Consider the following 19370-nt stretch of genomic DNA (forward strand, 5'->3'; position numbering starts at 1 on the left):
GCTGCGGCCGAACAGACGCTCGGTACCTCGTATTGTCGAGTCGATGTTGCACGACGAAGGCGGAGCGGGCGCGCCGATCCTGCTGCTGCACGGACTGATGGGCAGCGCGCGCACCTGGCGCGATCAGCTGGCCTGGCTGCGCGGATACGGCCATGTCTACAGCTTCGACGCCGCGGGCCACGGCAGGCCCGCCCCCGGGGAACTGACCACCGAGGCTTTCGTCGCGGACCTCGCCGCGGGCACCGCCGCGATCGGCGAGCCGATGGTGGTGATCGGCCATTCGATGGGCGCGCTGCACGGCTGGGTGTTCGCCGCGACCCACCCCGATCGGGTCCGGGCGCTGGTGATCGAGGACATCGCGCCGGACTTCACCGGCCGCACCGCCGCGCACTGGGCGGCGATGATCGAGGCGTGGCCGCAGCCGTTCCCCGACGACGAGGCCGTGCTGTCCTTTTTCGGGCCGGTCGCCGGACGGTACTTCCTGAACTCCTTCGAGCGCGGGCCGGAGGGATACCGGCTGCACGGCTCGGTCACCACCTTCCGCGATATCTCCGAGGAGTGGGGAACGCGCGACTTCTGGCGGCAGTGGCATGCGGTGCGGGTGCCGGCCCTGCTGCTGGAGGGCGAGCACAGCATCACTCCGCCGGGACAGATGCGGCGGATGGCCGCCGCCCATCCGAGCGCCGACTACGCCCTGATCGCCGGTGCCGGCCATCTCGTGCACGACGACCAACCGGAGCGCTACCGAGCGGAGGTCGAGCGCTTCCTGCGGCGGGTGCTGAGGACCTGAGCCGCAGCGGCCGGTTCCGGGTCAGCCGGTCGCGCCCGGGTGCCCGCCCTCGCCCGCCAAGGCGAACAAGCCATCGGGTGTCTGTTCGATCAGGCCGTCCAGCAGCAGCGAGTCCAGGGCTCGGTCGCGCTGGCCCGGATCGCGGGTCCAGGCGATGTCCAGGCGCGTTCGTTCCACCGGCCCGCTGGCATGCCGCAGGACCTCCAGCAGGCGACCGCGCGCCTGGCGGTCGGTGCCCTCGTACTTCTGGGTGCGGCGGACCACCTCGCTCACCGGCCGGCCCGCGGCGACCCACGCACAACTCGGCAGTGGACAGCGCGCGCAATCAGGGGTGCGGGCGGTGCACACGGTCGCGCCGAGTTCCATCAGGGCGGCGGAGAACACCGCGGCGCGGTCGACCTGAAGCGGGAGCAGCGCCTCGGTGTCGGGGAGGTCCCGCGACGAAGGGTTGCCCGCTTCCGCGCGCCCGTGCACCGCCCTGGCAACCACCCGCCGGACATTGGTGTCCACCACCGGAACTCGTTGGCCATAGGCGAAACAGGCGACGGCGCGCGCGGTGTAGGCCCCGATGCCCGGCAACCCGAGCAGCACCTCCACGTCGGTGGGCACCTCGTCACCGTGCTCGGCCGCCAGCACCCTGGCGCACTCGTGCAACCGCAGCGCGCGGCGCGGATAGCCGAGTTTTCCCCAGGCCCGCAGCACCTCGGCAGGCGAGGAGGCGGCCATCGCCGAAGGGACCGGCCAGCGCGCCACCCACTCCCGCCAGATCGGCTCGACCCGCACGACCGGGGTTTGCTGGAGCATGATCTCGCTCATCAGAATCTGCCACGCGGTGACGCCAGGCCTGCGCCACGGTAGATCGCGCGCGGTCTCCCCGTACCAGTCCAGCAACGTGTCCGCGTCGATGCTCTTCGGTGCGCCGTTCCGCACTGCCCTCACTATCCCCGTCCTACTGCTGCCAGGCGGTATTTGCCCACCTGTAACCGACCGAACTCGCTGGTAACCCGAACCGTCCTGCACAATGGTCGGTATGCCGGATTCCAACCCGATCAGTGCCTGGAAGTCCTTGCGCGAAGGCAACGAGCGCTTCGTCAGTGGTGAACTGCTGCATCCTAGCCAGGGCGCAGCGGACCGGGCCAAGCTCGTCAGCGGCCAGCACCCGCACGCGATCTTGTTCGGTTGCGGCGACTCCAGAGTCGCCGCCGAACTCATCTTCGACCAGGGCCTCGGCGACATGTTCGTGGTACGCACCGCGGGCCATGTGGTCGACAGCTCGGTGCTCGGCTCGATCGAGTACGGGGTGCAGGTGCTCAACGTGCCGCTCATCGTAGTGCTGGGGCACGACAGCTGCGGCGCCGTGAAGGCCACCATCGACGCGCTGGACGGCGGCGAGGTCCCCGGCGGGTTCATTCGCAGCGTGGTCGAGCGGGTCACGCCCTCCATTCTGATCGGGCGGCGCGAAGGCCTGTCCACCGTCGACGAGATGGAGGCCAGGCACGTGGTGGAGACCAGCCGCCTGCTCATGCAGCGGTCGATGATCATCTCGCAGCGGGTGGCCACCGGTGAGCTCGCCATCGCCTGCGTGACCTACAAACTGGCCGAGGGCAAAGCGCAGCTGCACCGGGTCGTCGGCAATATCGGCGAGGTGGTCTGACGCCGCGGCGCGCCCGCCGTCGGCCCAGCGTGGCGGCGGAATGTACTCGCCGCCGACAGGGGCGGACGGCCGACACGCCGTGCCCCTGAGACGGTGCGCCCGATGGTGCCCTTACCGTTGAGACGTGCTGGAACCGAATGGACCGCTGCCACCGGAGATCTACTGGCGTCGACGCGTGTTCGCCATCGGAATCCTGGTGGTCGCCCTGGCGCTGGTGATCTGGGTCGTGCTCGCGGTCGCGCGCGGGGGCGACTCGCCCGGTGACGCCCGGGCCGCCGAGTCCAGCTCGGTCGCGGCCAAGCCCGTCGACGCGGCGGCCAAGCCGTCGGGTGAGTCCGGCGCGCCGAAGACCTCGGCGGCGGCCACCAGTGTCGCGGCGGGCCCGTGCCCGGACCAATCGCTGGCCATCAAGGTCACCGTCGAGCAGCCCACGTACAAGACCGGTGAGCAGCCGGTGTTCGGGATCGTCATCACCAACATCTCGGCGGTGCCGTGCACCCGCGACATGGGCTCCGGTCTGCAACAAGTTTCCGTGCACACGCTCGACGGTCAGCGGCGCCTGTGGTCGAGCACCGACTGCTATCCGGACGGACAGCCCGACGTTCGCACGATGAGCCGCGGTGAGCAGGCGGCGTTCACGGTGACCTGGTCGGGCACCACGTCCCAGCCCAGCTGCGCGGGCGAACGGGTTCCGGTTCCGCCGGGGGCCTACAGCGTTGTCGCGCAACTCGGCTCGGTGCGCAGCATGGCCGAGCCGTTCAACATCGCCTGAGTTGTGTTGGTTTTCCAGCGCCTGCGGCGCATGCTCGGTCTCGCTTCGCTCGAAACCGGGAGTCGAGGTGCGCTGGGAGCGTCGGTATGGGTGATGGTGATCGCCGCTTGTTCCACCGCCATTCGGTCGCCGGTTGCGCGGGCTCAGCGGCCGTCCGGATCAGCCTGCGGCTTCTTCTGGGACGGCGGCGCGTAGTTTGCGCAGGCCCGCTATGCGGATGGCGGAGCGGAGGTCGGTGACCTCGTGGATCTTCATGGTGCTCTGCACCGGCGCGAGGCCGGGCGGCACCAGGGCGGTGGTGAAGCCGAGGCGTTCGGCCTCGGCCAGCCTGCGGTTGAGGCCGGTCACTTTGCGCACCTCGCCCGCGAGGCCGACCTCGCCGAGGATCACCCAGCCCGGTGGGATCGCGACGTCGGAGTCGGCGCTGGCGATGGCGAGCGCGATGGCCAGATCGGCGGAAGGCTCGACCAGGCGCATGCCGCCGACCGTCGCGGCGTATACATCGCTCTTGCCGAGGAACACCCGGCCACGGCTCTGCAGGACGGCCAGCACCATGGCGACCCGGTTGTAGTCCAGGCCGCTCACCGCGCGGCGCGGCTGCGGAATCTCGGTCTTCACGGTCAGGCCCTGCACCTCGCCGACCAGCGGGCGTTTGCCGTCCATCGCGACGGTCACCGCCGTGCCCGGCACCGAATCGGTGCGGTGGTGCAGGAACAGGCCGGACGGGTCGTCGACACAGGCGATGCCGTCCTCGTGCAGTTCGAAGCAGCCCACCTCGTCGGCGCTGCCGAAGCGGTTCTTGATGCCGCGCACCAAGCGCAGCGTGGAGTTCTTGTCGCCCTCGAATTGCAGGACCACGTCGACCAGGTGCTCGAGCGTGCGCGGGCCCGCGACGTTGCCGTCCTTGGTGACGTGCCCGACCAGCAGCACCGCGATCCCGCTCGTCTTGGCCAGCGAGGTCAGCGCTGCGGTCACCTCGCGCACCTGGGTGACTCCGCCGGTCACGCCGTCCACCTCCGGAGCGAGCATGGTCTGCACCGAGTCGACCACCAGCAGTGTCGGCCGCACCTGCTCGACGTGCCCGAGCACGATCGACAGATCCGATTCCGACGCCAGATAGACCCGGTCGTGCACCGCGCCGGTGCGATCGGCCCGCATCCGAACCTGCCCCGCCGATTCCTCCGCGGTGACGTACAGCGACTTCTCGCCGTGCTGGGCCGCCCACCGATGCGCTACCTCGAGCAGCAGGGTCGACTTGCCCACTCCCGGCTCGCCGGACAGCAACACCACCGAGCCCGGCACCACTCCGCCGCCGAGCACCCGATCCAGCTCGCTCACGCCCGTCGGCCGCGCTCGGGTGACCTTCGAGTCGATCTGCGAAATCGGCGCGGCCGCGGTGCTGGGCAACATCGCCTTCCGCCCGGGAGAACCGACCGCCCCCGCCCCGACGACTACCTCGTCGACCGTGCCCCAAGCCCCGCACTCCGGGCACTTGCCCACCCATTTGGCGACTTCGTGCGAGCAGGCGGAGCACCGGAATGTCGGCTTGGTCTTTGCCACAGGGGCACCATACGCACCACCTCTGACAGTGTTTAATCTGCCGCGACTGCGTCGCGGCGTGTTCGCGGCCCCTTTGTGGCTCGCGTTTGCGCGACCGCCGCTTGCTCCTTCGTCGCGTACGCGGCGGCCGCGCGAACGCGAGCCGGGCCGCGAACGGGCGCATGCTCGGTCTCGCTTCGCTCGGAACCGGGAGTTGGGGTGCGTTGGTGACGAGCCTCGGGACATAGGGTGCGCGGGGAAGGACGGCGGCTGCCAGGTCGCTCGAGGCGTGGTTTTCACCACCGGGCATGGCGGTCGACCGGCTGCCCGGATCAGACGCGCACGGCATCACTGAAACCGTTGGATCCCCACTATCCCAACCCCGCCCGGATACGAGCCACCAAGGGGCCGCGAACACGCAGCGACGTCGTCGCTGCGAATTGAACTCAGTGCCCGCCGGTGTGCTCGGCTTCGGCCGGGCCGGACTTGTCGGACTCGTGGCGCTCGGTGTGCAGGCCCGCGTCGACCGGGACCTGGACCTGGACGGTGCCGTTCTGCTTGAAGTTGAACGAGACGTTGTAGGTGAGGCCGGGGGTGACGTCCCTGGTCAGGCCGGTGATCTCGATCAGGATCGGGTTGGTCTCGGGGTCGGTGGCGGCGGGCTGGGAGCCGTGCTCGCCCGCGCCGTGCGAATCGGCCGTGGTGGTCGGCGCGCCGGAACGCGGCGCGGAGGTGGGGGCCGCGGCGCTCGTGGTGGGCGCGGCGCTGCTGCTGGGCGTGGACTCGTGCTTGACCGGCTGGTTCGCCGCGACGACGGTCTGCTGCGGCGCGAGCTCGACGACGGACTTGCCGGAGGCCGGGGTGATCTTGACGGTGCCCAGGTCGGTGGTGATGCTGGTCAGCTCGTCGGGGACGGACTCGCCGTTGTTGATGATGGACAGGGCGATGAGCGCCTTGCCGCCCTTGGCGTTGTTATAGGCGGTGCCTTCGCCCGGGTACACGATGTGCACGTTGCGCAGCGCGATGCGGCCGACGTCGGCGTGGTTGCCGTTCACGGCGGCGACCTGCTCCGCGGTCTGCGAGATCTGGCCCGCGCCGCAGCCGGACAGCGCGATCGCCGCTCCGGCGGCGAGTGCGGCAACCGTCACCATGCGACGTCGCGCCCCCTTCGGGGCGGTCACAGCTTTCAGGGCAGTCACGGGTTGTCCCTCCATGTCGACCGGGCTCTGCTCCGCGCGGGAGCGTAGTAACTAGGCAGCGTAGTAGTTCCCTCGGCGGACCGGGCGCGGGGGCTGGGACAAACGCGAAGTCCGCGCGTCACGCGCACGCGCGGTGTGAACCGGGCCACGACACGTCCGTGCCGACACCCGGTACTTCGGTAACGGTTCGGTCGAGCTTCGGATGGTTGCCGCGAAGCTGCCGGCGCGCGGGAGGCGAGCGGCGCCGAACAAGCCGGGAGATAACCCCTTCTGGCACAACGTAATGCACACCACCTGGCATCTGTCAAGCCCCACGGTCGCCTCGTTGTGGCCCTGACCTGCACAGTTGATCGCGCCGTTATCGAGTCGCATGTTAAACTGTGAACATCGAAAGGGGCACGGGACACATGATTTTTAAGGTCGGAGACACCGTCGTTTACCCCCACCACGGAGCGGCGTTGATCGAAGCAATCGAGACTCGCACCATCAAGGGTGAACAAAAAGAGTATCTGGTCCTGAAGGTCGCCCAAGGCGATCTCACTGTTCGGGTTCCCGCGGAGAACGCCGAATACGTCGGCGTGCGTGACGTCGTGGGTCAGGAGGGTCTCGATCGGGTCTTCCAGGTGCTTCGTGCGCCGCATACGGAGGAGCCGACCAACTGGTCCCGCCGCTACAAGGCCAACCTCGAGAAGCTCGCCTCCGGCGATGTGAACAAGGTGGCCGAGGTCGTCCGCGATCTGTGGCGCCGGGAGCAGGACCGCGGACTGTCCGCGGGTGAGAAGCGCATGCTCGCCAAGGCTCGGCAGATTCTTGTCGGTGAGCTCGCGCTGGCCGAAGGAACCGATGACGGCAAGGCCGAGACCCTGCTCGATGAGGTCCTCGCAGCGGCTTCCTGACCGTGAACACACCTGACAACGGTGTCCGTCCCACCGACGGACCCGTCGTTGCTCTGGTGCCTGCCGCCGGCCGTGGCGTGCGTCTGGGTGAATCGACACCCAAGGCGTTCGTCCCGGTCGGCGGCACACCTATGGTCCGGCTCGCCGTCGAAGGCTTGATCGCCTCCGGCGCGGTCGACCGGATCATCGTGATGGTTCCCACCGAACTCGTCGACAGCGCCGTTGCCCTGCTGCCGCCCACGGGTTCGGTTCAGGTGGTCGTCGGCGGCGCCGAACGCATCGACTCGGTGCGGGCGGGTATCGCCGCGGCGCCCGACGCCGCCTACTTCCTGGTCCATGACGCCGCCCGAGCGCTCACGCCGCCCGAGCTCATCGCCCGGGTCACGGCGGAACTGCGCGCGGGCCGTCCCGCCGTGGTTCCCGGGCTTCCGGTGACCGACACCATCAAATCCGTCGACGCGGCCGGCGTGGTGACCGGCACTCCCGAGCGTGCCGGATTGCGGGCCATCCAGACACCGCAGGGTTTCGCGGCCGAAGTGCTGCGCTCCGCCTACGCCACAGAGGGCATCCAGGCGACCGATGACGCGGGGCTGGTCGAGCGGCTCGGCGTCGGCGTGCACACCATTCCCGGCGATCCGCTGGCGTTCAAGATCACCACTCCGCTCGACCTGCGGCTCGCCGATGCGGTATCGGACGGCGCGGGCATCGGACGGGCGGTGGCGCCGTGACCATGCGCGTCGGCATCGGCAGCGACGTCCATCCGATCGAAGCGGGCAGGCCGTGCTGGATGGCCGGTCTGCTGTTCGACGGCGACGACGGCTGCGCGGGTCACTCCGACGGCGACGTCGCCGCGCACGCGCTGTGCGACGCGCTGCTGTCCGCGGCGGGTCTCGGCGATGTCGGCGCGGTCTTCGGCACCGGACGCCCGGAATGGGCGGGTGTCTCCGGTGCGGCCATGCTGAAGGAAGTGCGCAGGCTGCTGGACGAAGCGGGCTTCGAAGTGGTCAACGCCGCGGTGCAGGTGATCGGCAATCGCCCGAAGATCGGGCCGCGGCGCGCCGAGGCGCAGCAGGTGCTCGGCGAGTTGCTCGACGCCCCCGTGTCGGTGTCCGGCACCACCACCGACGGACTCGGCCTGACCGGTCGCGGCGAGGGTGTCGCCGCCGTGGCGACGGCCCTGCTGCAAGCTTGTCGTTGATCCTGCTCCGGCGGACCCGAGCCGGTCCGTGAACGACCTTATACACCAGCTAGGATCGACTGCCGTGACCCTGCGCCTCTTTGACACCGACACGCGGACCATGCGCGATTTCGCGCCCCTGGTCCCCGGCCGTGCTTCGGTGTACCTCTGTGGCGCCACCGTGCAAGGTGAGCCGCACATCGGCCATGTGCGCAGCGGAGTCGCGTTCGACGTACTGCGACGCTGGTTGCTGGCGCACGACTTCGACGTCTGGTTCATCCGCAACGTCACCGACATCGAGGACAAGATCCTGACCAAGGCCGCCGAAGCGGGCAGGCCGTGGTGGGAGTGGGCCGCCACGCACGAGCGTGCCTTCGACCGCGCCTACGAACGGCTCGGTGTGCTGCCGCCGTCCGCGGAGCCCCGCGCCACCGGCCACATCACCCAGATGGTCGACATGATGCAGCGGTTGATCGACCGCGGTCACGCCTACGCCTCGGCGGGCAACGTCTACTTCGACGTGGTCAGCTATCCCGACTACGGCAAGCTGTCCGGCCACAAGCTCGACGACGTGCACCAGGGTGAGAGCGCGGGCGAGGGCAAACGCGACCCGCGCGACTTCACCCTGTGGAAGGCGGCCAAGCCGGGCGAGCCGACCTGGCCGTCGCCGTGGGGGCCCGGCCGTCCCGGTTGGCACCTGGAGTGCTCGGCGATGGCCGAGTTCTACCTCGGCCCGGAATTCGACATCCATTGCGGCGGTATGGATCTGGTGTTCCCGCACCACGAGAACGAGATCGCCCAATCGAAGGCGGCCGGCGACGGCTTCGCCAGGTACTGGCTGCACAACGGCTGGGTGACCATGGGCGGGGAGAAGATGTCCAAGTCACTGGGCAACGTGCTGTCCGTGCCGAACGTCCTCAAACAGGTGCGTGCCGTCGAACTGCGGTTCTACCTGGGCAGCGCGCACTACCGGTCGATGCTGGAGTACTCGGAGAAGGCGCTGCAGGACGCGGCGCAGTCCTATCAGCGCATCGAGGCCTTCGTGACCCGGGTGGTGGACCGGGCCGGTGAGATTCCGGTGGGCAAGTGGACCGACGCGTTCGCCGCCGCCCTCGACGACGATCTCGCGGTGCCGAAGGCGCTGGCGGAGATCCACCGGGCGGTGCACGAGGGCAACAAGGCGCTGGAGGTCGGCGCGATCGACTCCGCACGCGACCTGGCGAGCCAGGTGCGTGCCATGCTCGGCGTGCTCGGCGTCGACCCGCTCGACCCGCACTGGTATGCCCCGAGCGATTCCTCCGCCGCGCTCGGCGCTCTCGACGTGCTGGTGCGTGCCGAACTCGACCGCCGCCAAGAGGCGCGGGCCACGAAGGACTGGGCGACCGCCGACGGCGTGCGCGACCGTCTGCAGGCCGCGGGCATCGAGGTCACCGACACCGCCGATGGTCCCGAATGGGCGCTCGGCGAACCGCAAACCGGAAAGGCCGAGTAATGGCAGGCAATTCGCAGCGTCGGGGTGCGGTTCGCAAGAGCGGCAGCAAGAAGGGCGCCGTCGTCGGCTCGGGCGGCAAGCGCAGGCGCGGGCTCGAGGGTCGTGGCGCGACCCCGCCCGCCGAGATGCGGACCAAGCATCCCGCCGCCAAGCGGGCGGCCGCGAAAGCCAAAGCGGCGCAGGGGCGTTCGTCCGCGGCGGGCCGGCCCGCCGGACGCAAGAGCGACGACGGCCCGGAATTGGTGCTCGGGCGCAATCCGGTGGTCGAGTGCCTGCGTGCGGGTGTGCCCGCGACGGCGCTGTACGTCGCGGTCGGTACCGAGAACGACGACCGGTTGACCGAGAGTGTGCGGATGGCCGCCGACACGGGCATCTCCATCCTCGAGGTACCGCGCACCGACCTGGATCGGTTGAGTGCCAATGGATTGCATCAGGGTGTCGCCCTCCAGGTGCCGCCGTACCGCTACGCCCATCCCGACGACCTGCTCGACCGGGCACGCGGCGCCGCTGAGCCCGCGCTGCTGGTCGCGCTGGACAACATCTCCGATCCGCGCAATCTGGGCGCGGTCATCCGTTCCGTGGCGGCCTTCGGTGGCCACGGCGTGCTGATCCCGCAGCGCCGCAGCGCGAGCGTCACCGCGGTGGCCTGGCGTACCAGCGCGGGAGCCGCCGCTCGGCTCCCGGTCGCGCGCGCGACGAATCTCACCCGCACGCTGAAGGATTGGGCGTCGCAGGGTGTTCAGATCGTCGGCTTGGACGCCGGGGGCGACACCACGCTCGACGACTTCGACGGCGGTGAGCCGACCGTGATCGTGGTCGGCTCGGAGGGCAAGGGCCTGTCCCGCCTGGTCCGGGAATCCTGTGACGCGATCTTGTCGATCCCGATGGCCGGCCCGGTGGAATCGCTGAACGCGTCGGTCGCCGCCGGCGTGGTGCTCTCCGAAGTCGCCCGGCAGCGCCGCGCCTGAGGAGTCGTTTCCGCCGGTCGCTCGATCACTCGGGCGCCCGCGTGCCGGGCTGTGCGTATTCGACGGATAACTTGCCGTCGATACCCGGCCTGCCACCGAGTCCATGATCGCGTTGAAAAGATAAAGCGCACAACTGATCTCGCAAGGACATGGGCAACCCGCCGGCTCCGCCCCGGCGTGAGCGTCACCGAACGCAAGAGTCGCCCCGAAATCTCGCGAGCCCCGACGCGTACGGCTTAAGAACACGGAGAGGCGGCACGGCACAGTAGAATTCGGCTGGTGGTGATACCCAATCAGCCCATCGGTCAGCCGGTCGAACATCCGAACGCGACGGCGGTGTTGTTTCTCGGCGCGGCGAGCGTCCTCTGCTGCGGGGTGCTGGGGCCGGTGGCGTGGGCGCTGGGGCGGCGCGCGCTCGACCAGATCGAGGAATCCGGTGGCGCGTACGGTGGCCGCACCCAGGTGCTGGTCGGCTATGTCCTCGGCGTCGTCGGCACCATCTTCATGATCATCTTCGCGGTGCTGTTCCTGTTCATCCTGCTCGGCGGTAACGCCTGAGCGGTGCCGCCGGACGGAGCCCGTTCACCTCGCCGGGCATGGGTTGGTACGCAGGCCGGCGGAGCGTCTGAGGCACTGTCGTCGGCGGACCTTAATCCAAACTGGGGCGTTCGCGCCCTGCGGCGTCCCACGCGGGCCATTCCGTGCTGACGCTGCCCGACCAGCTGGGCTGCCTGCGGTCTCGGAACGCGGCCATGGCCTCGCCGCCGTCGATGCTCTTGGTCGCGTGCTGGTTGAGGTCGGTTTCCAGTTGACCGACCACGGCCGGGCTCATCCCGAGCCCTTCCCAGAGCAGCCGCTTGGACAGGGCCACCGGTAGCGGCGCCGAGCCGTTCGCGAGGTCGTGCGCGACGGCCAGCGCGGTGGGTAGCACCTCGCCCGCGGGCAGTGAGCTGTTGGCCAGGCCCATCGCCTTCGCCTCGTCACCGTCGAACGTGCGCCCGGTCAGCATGATGTCGGCGGCGTTGGCCATGCCGACCAGCCTGGGTAGTGTCCAGTGCGCGTAGCCGTCGGCCAGGACGCCGCGGCGCACCTGGTTCAGCCCGTACACCGCGTCGCGCGCCATGTACCGCAGATCGCATTGCAGGGCCAAGGCGAGGCCGATGCCGACCGCGTGACCGTTCACGGCCGCGATCACCGGTTTGCGCACTCGCCACGGCGGCGGATCGATGGTGGCGCTGACCTCGCCCACCCGGTTGGATAGGTCCGCGCCCGCGCAGAACGCGGGCGGGGTGCCGGTGACGATCACGGCACGGATGGCGTCTTCCGAATCGCAGCGCCACAACGCGGCGCCCAATTCGGCGGCCATCGTGGGGGTGAAGGCATTCTGCTGGGCGGGCCGGTTGAGCGTGAGCACGGCGACGCCCTGAGAGACGTCGACGTGCAGTTCCGAACTCATGCCACAGGATGTTAGCGGACGGACGCGGAGCTGACCCGGGGCCGAAAGTCCTCGGCTATCCGCGCAGCACCTTGCGCCCGATGGCGTACTTGTGCACCTCGGTCGGGCCGTCGTAGAGCCGGAAGGCACGCATGTCCCGGAAGATCATCTCGACCACGGTCTCGTCGCTGATGCCGATGCCGCCGAGCACCTGCACGCACCGGTCGGCGACCTTGAACAGTTCCTCGGACACGAACGACTTCGCGATCGAACTCTCGTGCCGCGCCTTCTCGCCGTTGTCCATCAGCCAGCACGCGTGCCAGATGGTCAGCCTGCACTGGTGCAGCGCGATCTCGTTGTCCGCCAGCATGAACGACACGCCCTCGTGTTCGCCGATCGGCTTGCCGAACGCGGTGCGGGTGCGTGCGTGCTCCACCGCGATGCTCTGGGCGCGTTCGGCGGCGCCGAGCCACCGCATGCAATGGGTCAGCCGGGCCGGGGCGAGCCGGAGCTGGGCGTAGCGCAGCGCCTGGCCCGCCTCGCCGAGCAATGCCTCCCTCGGCAGGACCAGGTTGTCGAAGCGGACCACACCGTGCCCGGCGACGTAATTGCGGTCCATCGTGTTCATCGTGCGTTCGATGACGATGCCGGGCTCGTCGCCGTCGGCCAGGAACAGCGTGGGGCCCTCGGGCAGGTGCGGGTTCGAGGCGAGCCGCGCCATGATGATCCAGGTCTTCGCGCCGTTCGCCCCGGTGATCAGCCACTTTCGGCCGTTGATGGTGAAGTTCTCGCCGTCGAAGGTCGCCGCGGTGGACAGCTGGGCCGGGTCGGAGCCTGCCCCGTCGGGCTCGGTCATGGCGAAGACCGAACGCTGGTGGCCCGCGACCACGGGGTCCAGGAAACGCTGGACTTGGTCGGGGGCGGCCACCTTGGACAGCAGGAACATGTTGCCCTCGTCGGGCGCCGCGCAGTTCATCGCGACCGGGCCGAGCGTGGACCAGCCCGCCGCCTCGTAGATCACCGCCTGCTCGATGTGGGTCAGGCCGCGCCCGCCGAGCGACTCGGGCGCCTGCACGGTGAGCAACTTCTCGGCACGGGCGAGTTCGACGAGTTCCTGCCGCAGCTCATCGGTCGGGCCGTGCGCGGTCAGGCGCGGGTCCCGCTCGTACGGGACGATCTTGTCGATGACGAATCGGCGTACTCGGTCGCGTTCGGCGGCGAGGTCGGCGGGAATCGCGAAGTCGATCATCGTTGGTCACCATTCGTTCGGGGTCGCGGTGCCTCGAGCATACGAAAGCGCCCCGGAAAGACTGAAGGCGGCTGCCATCAAAAAAAGTCTTCGGTGGTAGCGCCCTGAGTAGGGTTCGCGGTCGCTCAGCGGGCGCGGGCGAGCCTGCGGTTGCGGGCGCCGAGCAGGCGGCAGGCGAGGTAGATCAGAAACGAGATGGTGGTGACGAAGGTGGAGACGGGTACGCCCGGCGCGAGCGACAGCAGGATGCCGCCCACGGCGGCGATCTCCGCGAACAGCACGGCGAGCGCCGTCGCCCGGATCGGGTCCGCGGTGAGCTGGGCGGCCGCGGCGGCCGGAGTGATCAGCAGGGCGAGGACCAGCAGCGCACCGACGATCTGCACGCCGAACGCCGCCGTGATGCCGAGCAGCACGGCGAACACGATGGACAGCGCCCGCACCGGAACTCCGCGCGCTACCGCCACCTCCGGATCGGAACTGGCGAACAGCAGCGGCCGGTAGACGAACGCGAGCACCGCGATCACCCCGGCGGTACAGACGGCGAGCAGGCCGAGGCCGTTGTTGCCGACGCTGACCACCTGACCGGTCAGCAGCGAGAACTTCGATCCCGCGCGATCGGGGCCCAGCCACAGGAAAAGCACCGAGAGCCCCAGGCCGAACGAAAGCACCACCGCGATCACCGAATCGCGCTCGCGCGCACGGGTGCCGAGCAGGCCGAACAACACCGCCGCGACCACCGACCCCGCGATGGCCCCCAGGCCGACCCCCACACCGGCCAGCAGCGCGGCGGCGGCCCCGGTCAGGGACAGCTCACTGGTACCGTGCACGGCGAACGACATCTGCCTGCTGATGATCAGCGGGCCGATCACTCCCGACAGCAGGCCGAGCAGGGCTGCGGCGAGCAGCGCCTGCTGGACGAATCCGTAGGACAGCAGGTTCGCCGTGGTGCCGAAGTCCAGCATCTTGCCGAGGACGCTGGACAACTTGTCGGTCACGAGCGCACTCCACTCTCATCGGGATCCGCGGCCGACCGGTCGCCATTGCCGTTCACGAGGTCCGGTGGCGCGGGAGGCGCCGAGGATGTCGCGACCGAACTCTTGCCGTTGCCGGGAATGGTGCGGCTGGACGCCGAGTCGTCTGTGGCGGGGCGGCTGCCATCCGCGAGGTGCGCCGGAGTGCGAGGTGCCATCGCGGGGGTTGGCGCCGCGTCCTCCGGTGCCGCGGCGCGGGCGGTCGCGTTGCCGTAGCCGCTCGGCGGCCCAGCGGGCGATCGTTCTCCGGCGGCTGTGGAGATCGAGTGCGGAGCCGGTTGGGGCGAGGTCGGGTCACCGGCGTTCGTCAACTGGTCCGAGGCCGGATGAGCGGGCTCCGAAGCAGTCGCCGGGATTCGCTCGGCCGGTGCGGCCCCGTTCGTCGCCGGGTCGGCTGTCGACGATCGGTCGGCCTGTTCGCAGGCTTGCGAGCCGGCCGAGTCCGCGCGCCCCCTCTTCGCCGAGTCGTTCGCGTCGCTCGTCGCCGTCGACCCATCCTGCGCGGAGCCGCCGGGTGCGAACTCGTCGCCCGCGGGTCCGTGACAGTGACCGCCCGCGGTGCCCAGCGCGTCCATGGTGTCGCCGGTGCCGACGACCACCAGGCGGCCGCGGACCCGCAGCACGTCCACCTGGGTGCGGTACAGCTCCGACAGCACCGGCGAGGTCATCACTTCCTCCGGCGTCCCGATCCGGAACCGTCCGTCGACCAGGTACAGCACCCGGTCCACCAAGGGCAGGATCGGATTGATCTCGTGCGTTACGAAAAGCACCGCGGTGGCGTGGGTGCGCCGACGGCGATCGATCAGCTCGGCGACCAGTCGCTGGTTCGCCAGGTCGAGGCTGAGCAACGGCTCGTCGCACAGCAGTACCTTCGGATCACCGACCAGCGCCTGTGCCACCCGCAGGCGCTGCTGCTCGCCGCCGGACATGGATTCCAGCGGCGCGTGGGCGAAGTGCTCCGCTCCGACGTCGGCGATGGCCGCGGCCACCTTGCGTCTGCGTTCGCCGCGGGAGCGCAGACCGAGGCCCCAGCGATGCCCGTCCACGCCGAGTCCGACGAGGTCGACGCCGCGCAACTGCACCCCGGCATCGATCGTCTTCTGTTGCGGCACGTAGCCGATGTCGGGGTTGCCGGTACGCGCGGGAGAGCCCGCGATCCGGGCTGTGCCGGAGCTCAGGCCGACCTGGCCCAGCAACACTTTCAGCAGTGAGGTCTTGCCGGAGCCGTTCGGTCCGAGCACCGCGACGAATTCACCCCGTGCGACGGTGAGATCCAGCCCCTCCCAGAGGGTTCGGTCCCCGAACGACAAGCGGGCGGCCTCCAGTCGCACCGCGGCCGAGTCCGCACCGATGTTCGATCGCCGCCGTTCCACCGCGGCGGTGTGCTCGGTCAGCGCGGCTCCCTCGTTCATCTGCTCAGCCCAGCGCGGCGGCCAGCGCCTGCGCGTTCTTCGTCTGCCACTGAATGTAATCCACGCCCTCGGGCAGGGTCTCGGTCACCTCGACGACGGCGACGCCCGCGTTCTGCGCGGTGCCGCGCAGGTCCTTGGTGATCTTGTCCTCGGTCTGCACGTTGTAGATCAGGGCGCGGACCCGCTTACCGGTGAGCAGGTCCTGGGTCGCCGCGACGGCGGCGGGCGCCGGGTCGGTCTCCTGCTCGATGGCTTCCTGGAACTCGTGCGGAGTCAGGTCATCCGCTCCGGCGGCGGCCACGAGGTAGTGCGCGAGCGGCTCGGTCTGCAACACCGGAGTTCTCGGATGTTCGGCGGCGAGTTTGCCGGTGATGGCGGTGACCGCCGCGAGCCCGTTCTCGAACGTCGTCGCGCGCTCGGCGTAGGCCGCCGCCTTGTCCGGATCCAGTTCGCCGAGCTGGGCGGCGATCCGGTGGGCCACCACGCCGACGGTGCGCACGTCGTACCAGACGTGCTCGTTCTTGTCGCTCTGGTCCACCCGCGAGGCGAACGCGTCCACCGTGCGCTTGTTCGTGCCCGCCACCGCCTTCTCGGCGAACTCGTCGTAGCCGCCACCGTTGTAGACCACGAGGTCGGCATCGCTGAGTTCGGCCGACTCGACGGCGGAGGTCTCGTGCGAGTGCGGGTCGGCGGACGGGTCGGTGATCAGCGACCGGACGGCGGCGTCGGGGCCCGCGATGGCGGCGGCGATATCGCCCCACACGTCGGTGGAGGCTACGACGGACGGCCGTCCGTCGTCGGTCGAGCCGCCGCAGGCGGTCAGCGTCAGGGCGGAGGCGACCCCCACGGCGATGCCCGCGCAGGTGATGGCAAATCCGGTTCTCACGTGGGGGTACTCCTGGCAGTGCTCTAGATCATAATGGAAATCGTTCCCGTTTAACTCTAGCAGGCATCGCCGCAGGCTAGGATGCGAAGCCCTCGAAAAAAGCGAAATACGAAGGGCCCGTGAACGATTCCTCGTTCGCGGGCCCTCGGCGCGATGCGCGGGTCAGACCAGCGCGGCTTCCACCGGCTGGCCGAGCAGCTGCGCACAGCGCAACAGACCGAGATGGCTGTACGCCTGCGGGTGGTTACCCAGCGAGCGTTCGGCCACCGGGTCGTACTCCTCGCTGAGCAACCCCGTCGGGCCCGCGACGTCGACCAGCTGGGCGAACAGCGCCTCGGCGTCGGAGCGCTTCCCGATCAGCAGGTACGCCTCGACCAGCCAGGCCGCGCACAGGTGGAAGCCGCCCTCGCCGCCGGGCAGGCCGTCGTCGTGGTGGTACCGGTACACGGTCGACCCGCTGCGCAGCTCGGCCTCGGTCGCCACGACGGTCGCCGCGAAGCGCGGGTCGGACGGGTCGATCAGGCCGCTCAACCCGATGTGCAGGGTCGCCGCGTCCAGGTCGGTGCCGTCGTAGGCCGCGGTGTAGGACTGCACCTCGTCGTTCCAGCCCTTCGCCTTCACCTCGTCGGCGATGGTGTCGCGCAGCACCGGCCAGGCCGGGTCGATCTCGCGGTCGAATTTCTGCGCCAGGGTCAGCGCACGATCGACGGTCAGCCAGCCCATCACCTTCGAGTACACGTGGTGGCGGGGGTTGCCGCGGATCTCCCAGATGCCGTGGTCGGGCTCCTGCCAGCGCCGCTGCACCGCCGCGACCATGGCGCACACCAGGTCCCAGTCGGCGTCGGGCAGCACGTCCGCGGGAGCGGTGACGCCCCGCAGCTCCCTGGCGTGCGCCAGGGTGGCGATGAGGTCGACGATCGGGCCGAAGACGTCCAGCTGCACCTGCATGTTGGCCGCGTTGCCGACGCGCACCGGGCGCGAGCCCGCGTAGCCGGGCAGCTGGTCGATCGAGGCCTCCGGCGGCAGCGTCTCGCCGTAGAGCGTGTACAGCGGGTGCAGGCGCTCGGGGCCGGGCAACGTCTCCAGCACCCGGTGCACCCAGCCGAGGTAGTCCTCGGCCTCGGTGAGCGAGCCGAGCGAGACCAGCGCCTGCGCGGTGAGCGCCGCGTCGCGCAGCCAGCAGTAGCGGTAGTCCCAGTTGCGCACGCCGCCGATGTCCTCCGGCAGCGAGGTGGTCGCGGCCGCGAGGATCGAACCGGACGGGGCGTGCACCAGGCCGCGCAGGGTCAGCGCGGAACGCTTCATCAGGTCGGGCTTCAGCGGCGGCAGCGTGAGTTTCGAGGCCCATTCCGACCAGTACCGCTCAGCTTCCCGTCGCCGCTCCGTCTCACCCGCGGCGGCGGGATCGAGATCGGTGGTGCCGCAACGTAGTTCGAGCACGATGGGGCCCTTGGACGGGTCGACCACGGCCCGTGCCGATTCGTGGGTGCCGTCCGAGACGATCTCCCACCGCACGCCGGGGGAGCGCAGCACGATCGGATCGTTCGTGCCGTGCACGCGCAGCCCGCCCTCCTGCGCTTCGAGGTTCACCGGCACCTGGCCGAACTCGGGCCGGGGGGCGAAGGTGACCACGGCCTTCGCGTCACCGGTGATCACCCGGGTGAGGTCGGTGCGGTTGGACGCCACGTCGTGCGGCAGGTAGTCGGTGACCTGCAATTTCGCCCAGCGGGTTTCGACGGTCATCGTGCCGTCGACGTAGCGCTGCGAGAGCGGCAGGCCGGGGCGCTCCGGCTCGATGGTGAAGTGACCGCCCTGCGGGCCGCCGAGCAGGTGGGCGAACACCGCGGCGGAATCCGGCTCCGGGTGGCAGAACCAGGTGACCGTGGCGTCCGGGGTGAGCAGCGCGACCGAACGCGGGCTGGCCAGCATGGTCAGGCGCTCGATGCGCGGCGCGCTCGCGCCGGCCAGCCAGGTCCGACGCTCCTCCAGCAGGTAGGCCAGCGCCCAGGCGACGGCCTCGGTGCTGTCCACCCGGAACTTGGCCAGGCTCTCGCCCTCGCCGACCTTGATGCCGACGTCGGGACCCGACAGCACCCGGAACGCCTTCTCGTCGGTGACGTCGTCACCGAAGAACACCGCGGCCGAGGCCCCCGCCTGATGCCGGACGGTGTCCAGTGCCGTGCCCTTGTCGGTCTGCACCACGGCCAGCTCGATGACCGACTTGCCCTCGGTGACCTGCACGCCGAACCAGCACGCCGGACCGAGCCGGACCTGCGACAGCGCGCGATGACCGATCTCCGGGCTGGCGTTGCGCACGTGCAACGCGACGCTGGCCGGCTTGATCTCGACGGTGACCCCCGGATTGTCCGAGGCGACCTGGTTCAGCGCCGTCTGCACCTCTTGGAGCAGATGCTTGGCGTCGTTGTCGATCGCGTGCACGAAGCCCACGTCGAATTCCGAGCCGTGGCTGCCGATCAGTTGCACCTCGACGGGCAGTCGGGACAGCGCCGCGAGATCTCGCAGCGCGCGACCGGAGATCACGGCGGCCGTGGTCCCGGTCAGGCCGGCGAGGGCTCGTAACGCGCTCACCGATTCCCGATGGGGAAAGGCTTTGGCCGGGTCGGACACGATGGGCGCGAGTGTCCCGTCGTAGTCCGATGCGACCAGCAGCCGTGGCACGCGCGCGACCGTCGACAGTGCACGGCGAAGTTCCAGTGGCAGATCCTGTGCGCTCACGCATCCAACCTAGTGATCGGAGGATTTTTTCAGGGGGCGGGCAAAACAATACTGTGTTGAATTTGCCGCACAGAAGCGCGCCGGTCCGCGTGCGCACGATAACGCAGGTGCTGAACCGGTGTCCGGTGGATCTG

17 protein-coding genes and 1 pseudogene are annotated in these 19370 nt (G+C 69.8%); 9 read left to right on the forward strand and 9 right to left on the reverse strand.

Annotation, left to right across the window (positions count from 1 at the left end; genetic code table 11):
* Positions 1 to 43: 43 nt before the first annotated feature.
* Positions 44 to 790 (forward strand): alpha/beta fold hydrolase, encoded by a 747-nt coding sequence (locus tag ACGF7Y_RS16150; protein WP_393234244.1) that lies wholly within the window; start codon positions 44 to 46, stop codon positions 788 to 790.
* Positions 791 to 811: 21 nt separating this feature from the next.
* Here the strand turns inward: ACGF7Y_RS16150 and ACGF7Y_RS16155 are convergent, their stop codons facing one another.
* Positions 812 to 1729 (reverse strand): A/G-specific adenine glycosylase, encoded by a 918-nt coding sequence (locus ACGF7Y_RS16155; RefSeq protein ID WP_373686104.1) that lies wholly within the window; start codon positions 1727 to 1729, stop codon positions 812 to 814.
* Positions 1730 to 1820: 91 nt separating this feature from the next.
* On the opposite strand from ACGF7Y_RS16155, the gene ACGF7Y_RS16160 reads away from it, so the two are divergent.
* Positions 1821 to 2444, forward strand: coding sequence for a carbonic anhydrase (locus ACGF7Y_RS16160; RefSeq protein ID WP_357043776.1), 624 nt, complete (start codon positions 1821 to 1823; stop codon positions 2442 to 2444).
* A gap of 124 nt (positions 2445 to 2568) precedes the next feature.
* Positions 2569 to 3216, forward strand: a complete 648-nt coding sequence (locus ACGF7Y_RS16165) for a hypothetical protein (protein ID WP_393234247.1) — start codon at positions 2569 to 2571, stop codon at positions 3214 to 3216.
* A gap of 159 nt (positions 3217 to 3375) precedes the next feature.
* On the opposite strand, the gene radA is transcribed toward ACGF7Y_RS16165, so the two are convergent.
* On the reverse strand, positions 3376 to 4776 hold the full coding sequence (radA, locus tag ACGF7Y_RS16170; protein ID WP_393234250.1) for a DNA repair protein RadA: 1401 nt from the start codon (positions 4774 to 4776) through the stop codon (positions 3376 to 3378).
* A 425-nt stretch (positions 4777 to 5201) separates the two neighbouring features.
* Positions 5202 to 5906: a hypothetical protein gene (locus ACGF7Y_RS16175; RefSeq protein WP_393234662.1), complete on the reverse strand. Its 705-nt coding sequence runs from the start codon at positions 5904 to 5906 to the stop codon at positions 5202 to 5204.
* A gap of 455 nt (positions 5907 to 6361) precedes the next feature.
* Here ACGF7Y_RS16175 and carD point away from each other — a divergent pair, with 455 nt between their 5' ends.
* The 6 genes from carD (at position 6362) to ACGF7Y_RS16205 (ending at position 11045) form a co-directional block, all read left to right on the forward strand.
* Positions 6362 to 6850 carry an RNA polymerase-binding transcription factor CarD gene (gene carD / locus ACGF7Y_RS16180; protein WP_011206964.1) on the forward strand — a complete coding sequence of 163 codons (489 nt, stop codon included), beginning with the start codon at positions 6362 to 6364 and terminating at the stop codon, positions 6848 to 6850.
* A gap of 2 nt (positions 6851 to 6852) precedes the next feature.
* Positions 6853 to 7578, forward strand: coding sequence for a 2-C-methyl-D-erythritol 4-phosphate cytidylyltransferase (gene ispD / locus ACGF7Y_RS16185; protein ID WP_393234253.1), 726 nt, complete (start codon positions 6853 to 6855; stop codon positions 7576 to 7578).
* Positions 7579 to 7580: 2 nt separating this feature from the next.
* Complete coding sequence (gene ispF / locus ACGF7Y_RS16190) at positions 7581 to 8048, forward strand: 2-C-methyl-D-erythritol 2,4-cyclodiphosphate synthase (RefSeq protein WP_062968866.1); 468 nt, start codon at positions 7581 to 7583, stop codon at positions 8046 to 8048.
* Between the two features lie 64 nt (positions 8049 to 8112).
* A complete protein-coding gene (gene cysS, locus ACGF7Y_RS16195; protein ID WP_393234256.1) occupies positions 8113 to 9519 on the forward strand; it encodes a cysteine--tRNA ligase in 1407 nt (468 codons plus the stop codon).
* Positions 9519 to 10487, forward strand: a complete 969-nt coding sequence (rlmB, locus tag ACGF7Y_RS16200) for a 23S rRNA (guanosine(2251)-2'-O)-methyltransferase RlmB (protein ID WP_393234258.1) — start codon at positions 9519 to 9521, stop codon at positions 10485 to 10487. Before cysS ends, rlmB begins: the two co-directional genes overlap by 1 nt.
* Before the next feature lie 279 nt (positions 10488 to 10766).
* The gene (locus ACGF7Y_RS16205) at positions 10767 to 11045 is read left to right on the forward strand and encodes a DUF4190 domain-containing protein (RefSeq protein ID WP_393234260.1); all 279 of its coding nucleotides are present in this window, start codon (positions 10767 to 10769) and stop codon (positions 11043 to 11045) included.
* 91 nt (positions 11046 to 11136) lie between these two features.
* Here ACGF7Y_RS16205 and ACGF7Y_RS16210 read toward each other — a convergent pair whose 3' ends face one another.
* The 6 genes and pseudogenes from ACGF7Y_RS16210 to otsB all read right to left on the reverse strand — a co-directional run bounded on the left by ACGF7Y_RS16210 (position 11137) and on the right by otsB (position 19236).
* A complete protein-coding gene (locus tag ACGF7Y_RS16210; RefSeq protein WP_393234263.1) occupies positions 11137 to 11943 on the reverse strand; it encodes an enoyl-CoA hydratase/isomerase family protein in 807 nt (268 codons plus the stop codon).
* Positions 11944 to 11998: 55 nt separating this feature from the next.
* Positions 11999 to 13171 (reverse strand): acyl-CoA dehydrogenase family protein, encoded by a 1173-nt coding sequence (locus ACGF7Y_RS16215; RefSeq protein ID WP_393234265.1) that lies wholly within the window; start codon positions 13169 to 13171, stop codon positions 11999 to 12001.
* A gap of 125 nt (positions 13172 to 13296) precedes the next feature.
* On the reverse strand, positions 13297 to 14133 hold the full coding sequence (locus ACGF7Y_RS16220; RefSeq protein ID WP_393234666.1) for a metal ABC transporter permease: 837 nt from the start codon (positions 14131 to 14133) through the stop codon (positions 13297 to 13299).
* 617 nt (positions 14134 to 14750) lie between these two features.
* A pseudogene (locus ACGF7Y_RS16225) lies at positions 14751 to 15614 on the reverse strand (metal ABC transporter ATP-binding protein); the annotation flags it as partial.
* Positions 15615 to 15618: 4 nt separating this feature from the next.
* Positions 15619 to 16500 carry a metal ABC transporter solute-binding protein, Zn/Mn family gene (locus ACGF7Y_RS16230; RefSeq protein WP_393234268.1) on the reverse strand — a complete coding sequence of 294 codons (882 nt, stop codon included), beginning with the start codon at positions 16498 to 16500 and terminating at the stop codon, positions 15619 to 15621.
* A 162-nt stretch (positions 16501 to 16662) separates the two neighbouring features.
* Complete coding sequence (gene otsB, locus ACGF7Y_RS16235; protein WP_393234270.1) at positions 16663 to 19236, reverse strand: trehalose-phosphatase; 2574 nt, start codon at positions 19234 to 19236, stop codon at positions 16663 to 16665.
* Positions 19237 to 19370: the final 134 nt, after the last annotated feature.

It is taken from the genome of Nocardia sp. NPDC047654, assembly GCF_043205035.1.
Lineage (GTDB): Bacteria > Actinomycetota > Actinomycetes > Mycobacteriales > Mycobacteriaceae > Nocardia.

Bases quoted from the DNA above. Each gene is read 5' to 3' on its own strand.
- ACGF7Y_RS16150 (WP_393234244.1), top strand. From the start codon at position 44: ATGTTGCACGACGAAGGCGGAGCGGGCGCGCCGATCCTGCTGCTGCAC.
- ACGF7Y_RS16160 (WP_357043776.1), top strand. From the start codon at position 1,821: ATGCCGGATTCCAACCCGATCAGTGCCTGGAAGTCCTTGCGCGAAGGC.
- ACGF7Y_RS16175 (WP_393234662.1), bottom strand. From the start codon at position 5,906: ATGGTGACGGTTGCCGCACTCGCCGCCGGAGCGGCGATCGCGCTGTCC.
- carD (WP_011206964.1), top strand. From the start codon at position 6,362: ATGATTTTTAAGGTCGGAGACACCGTCGTTTACCCCCACCACGGAGCG.
- ispF (WP_062968866.1), top strand. From the start codon at position 7,581: ATGCGCGTCGGCATCGGCAGCGACGTCCATCCGATCGAAGCGGGCAGG.
- rlmB (WP_393234258.1), top strand. From the start codon at position 9,519: ATGGCAGGCAATTCGCAGCGTCGGGGTGCGGTTCGCAAGAGCGGCAGC.
- ACGF7Y_RS16210 (WP_393234263.1), bottom strand. From the start codon at position 11,943: ATGAGTTCGGAACTGCACGTCGACGTCTCTCAGGGCGTCGCCGTGCTC.
- ACGF7Y_RS16215 (WP_393234265.1), bottom strand. From the start codon at position 13,171: ATGATCGACTTCGCGATTCCCGCCGACCTCGCCGCCGAACGCGACCGA.
- ACGF7Y_RS16220 (WP_393234666.1), bottom strand. From the start codon at position 14,133: ATGCTGGACTTCGGCACCACGGCGAACCTGCTGTCCTACGGATTCGTC.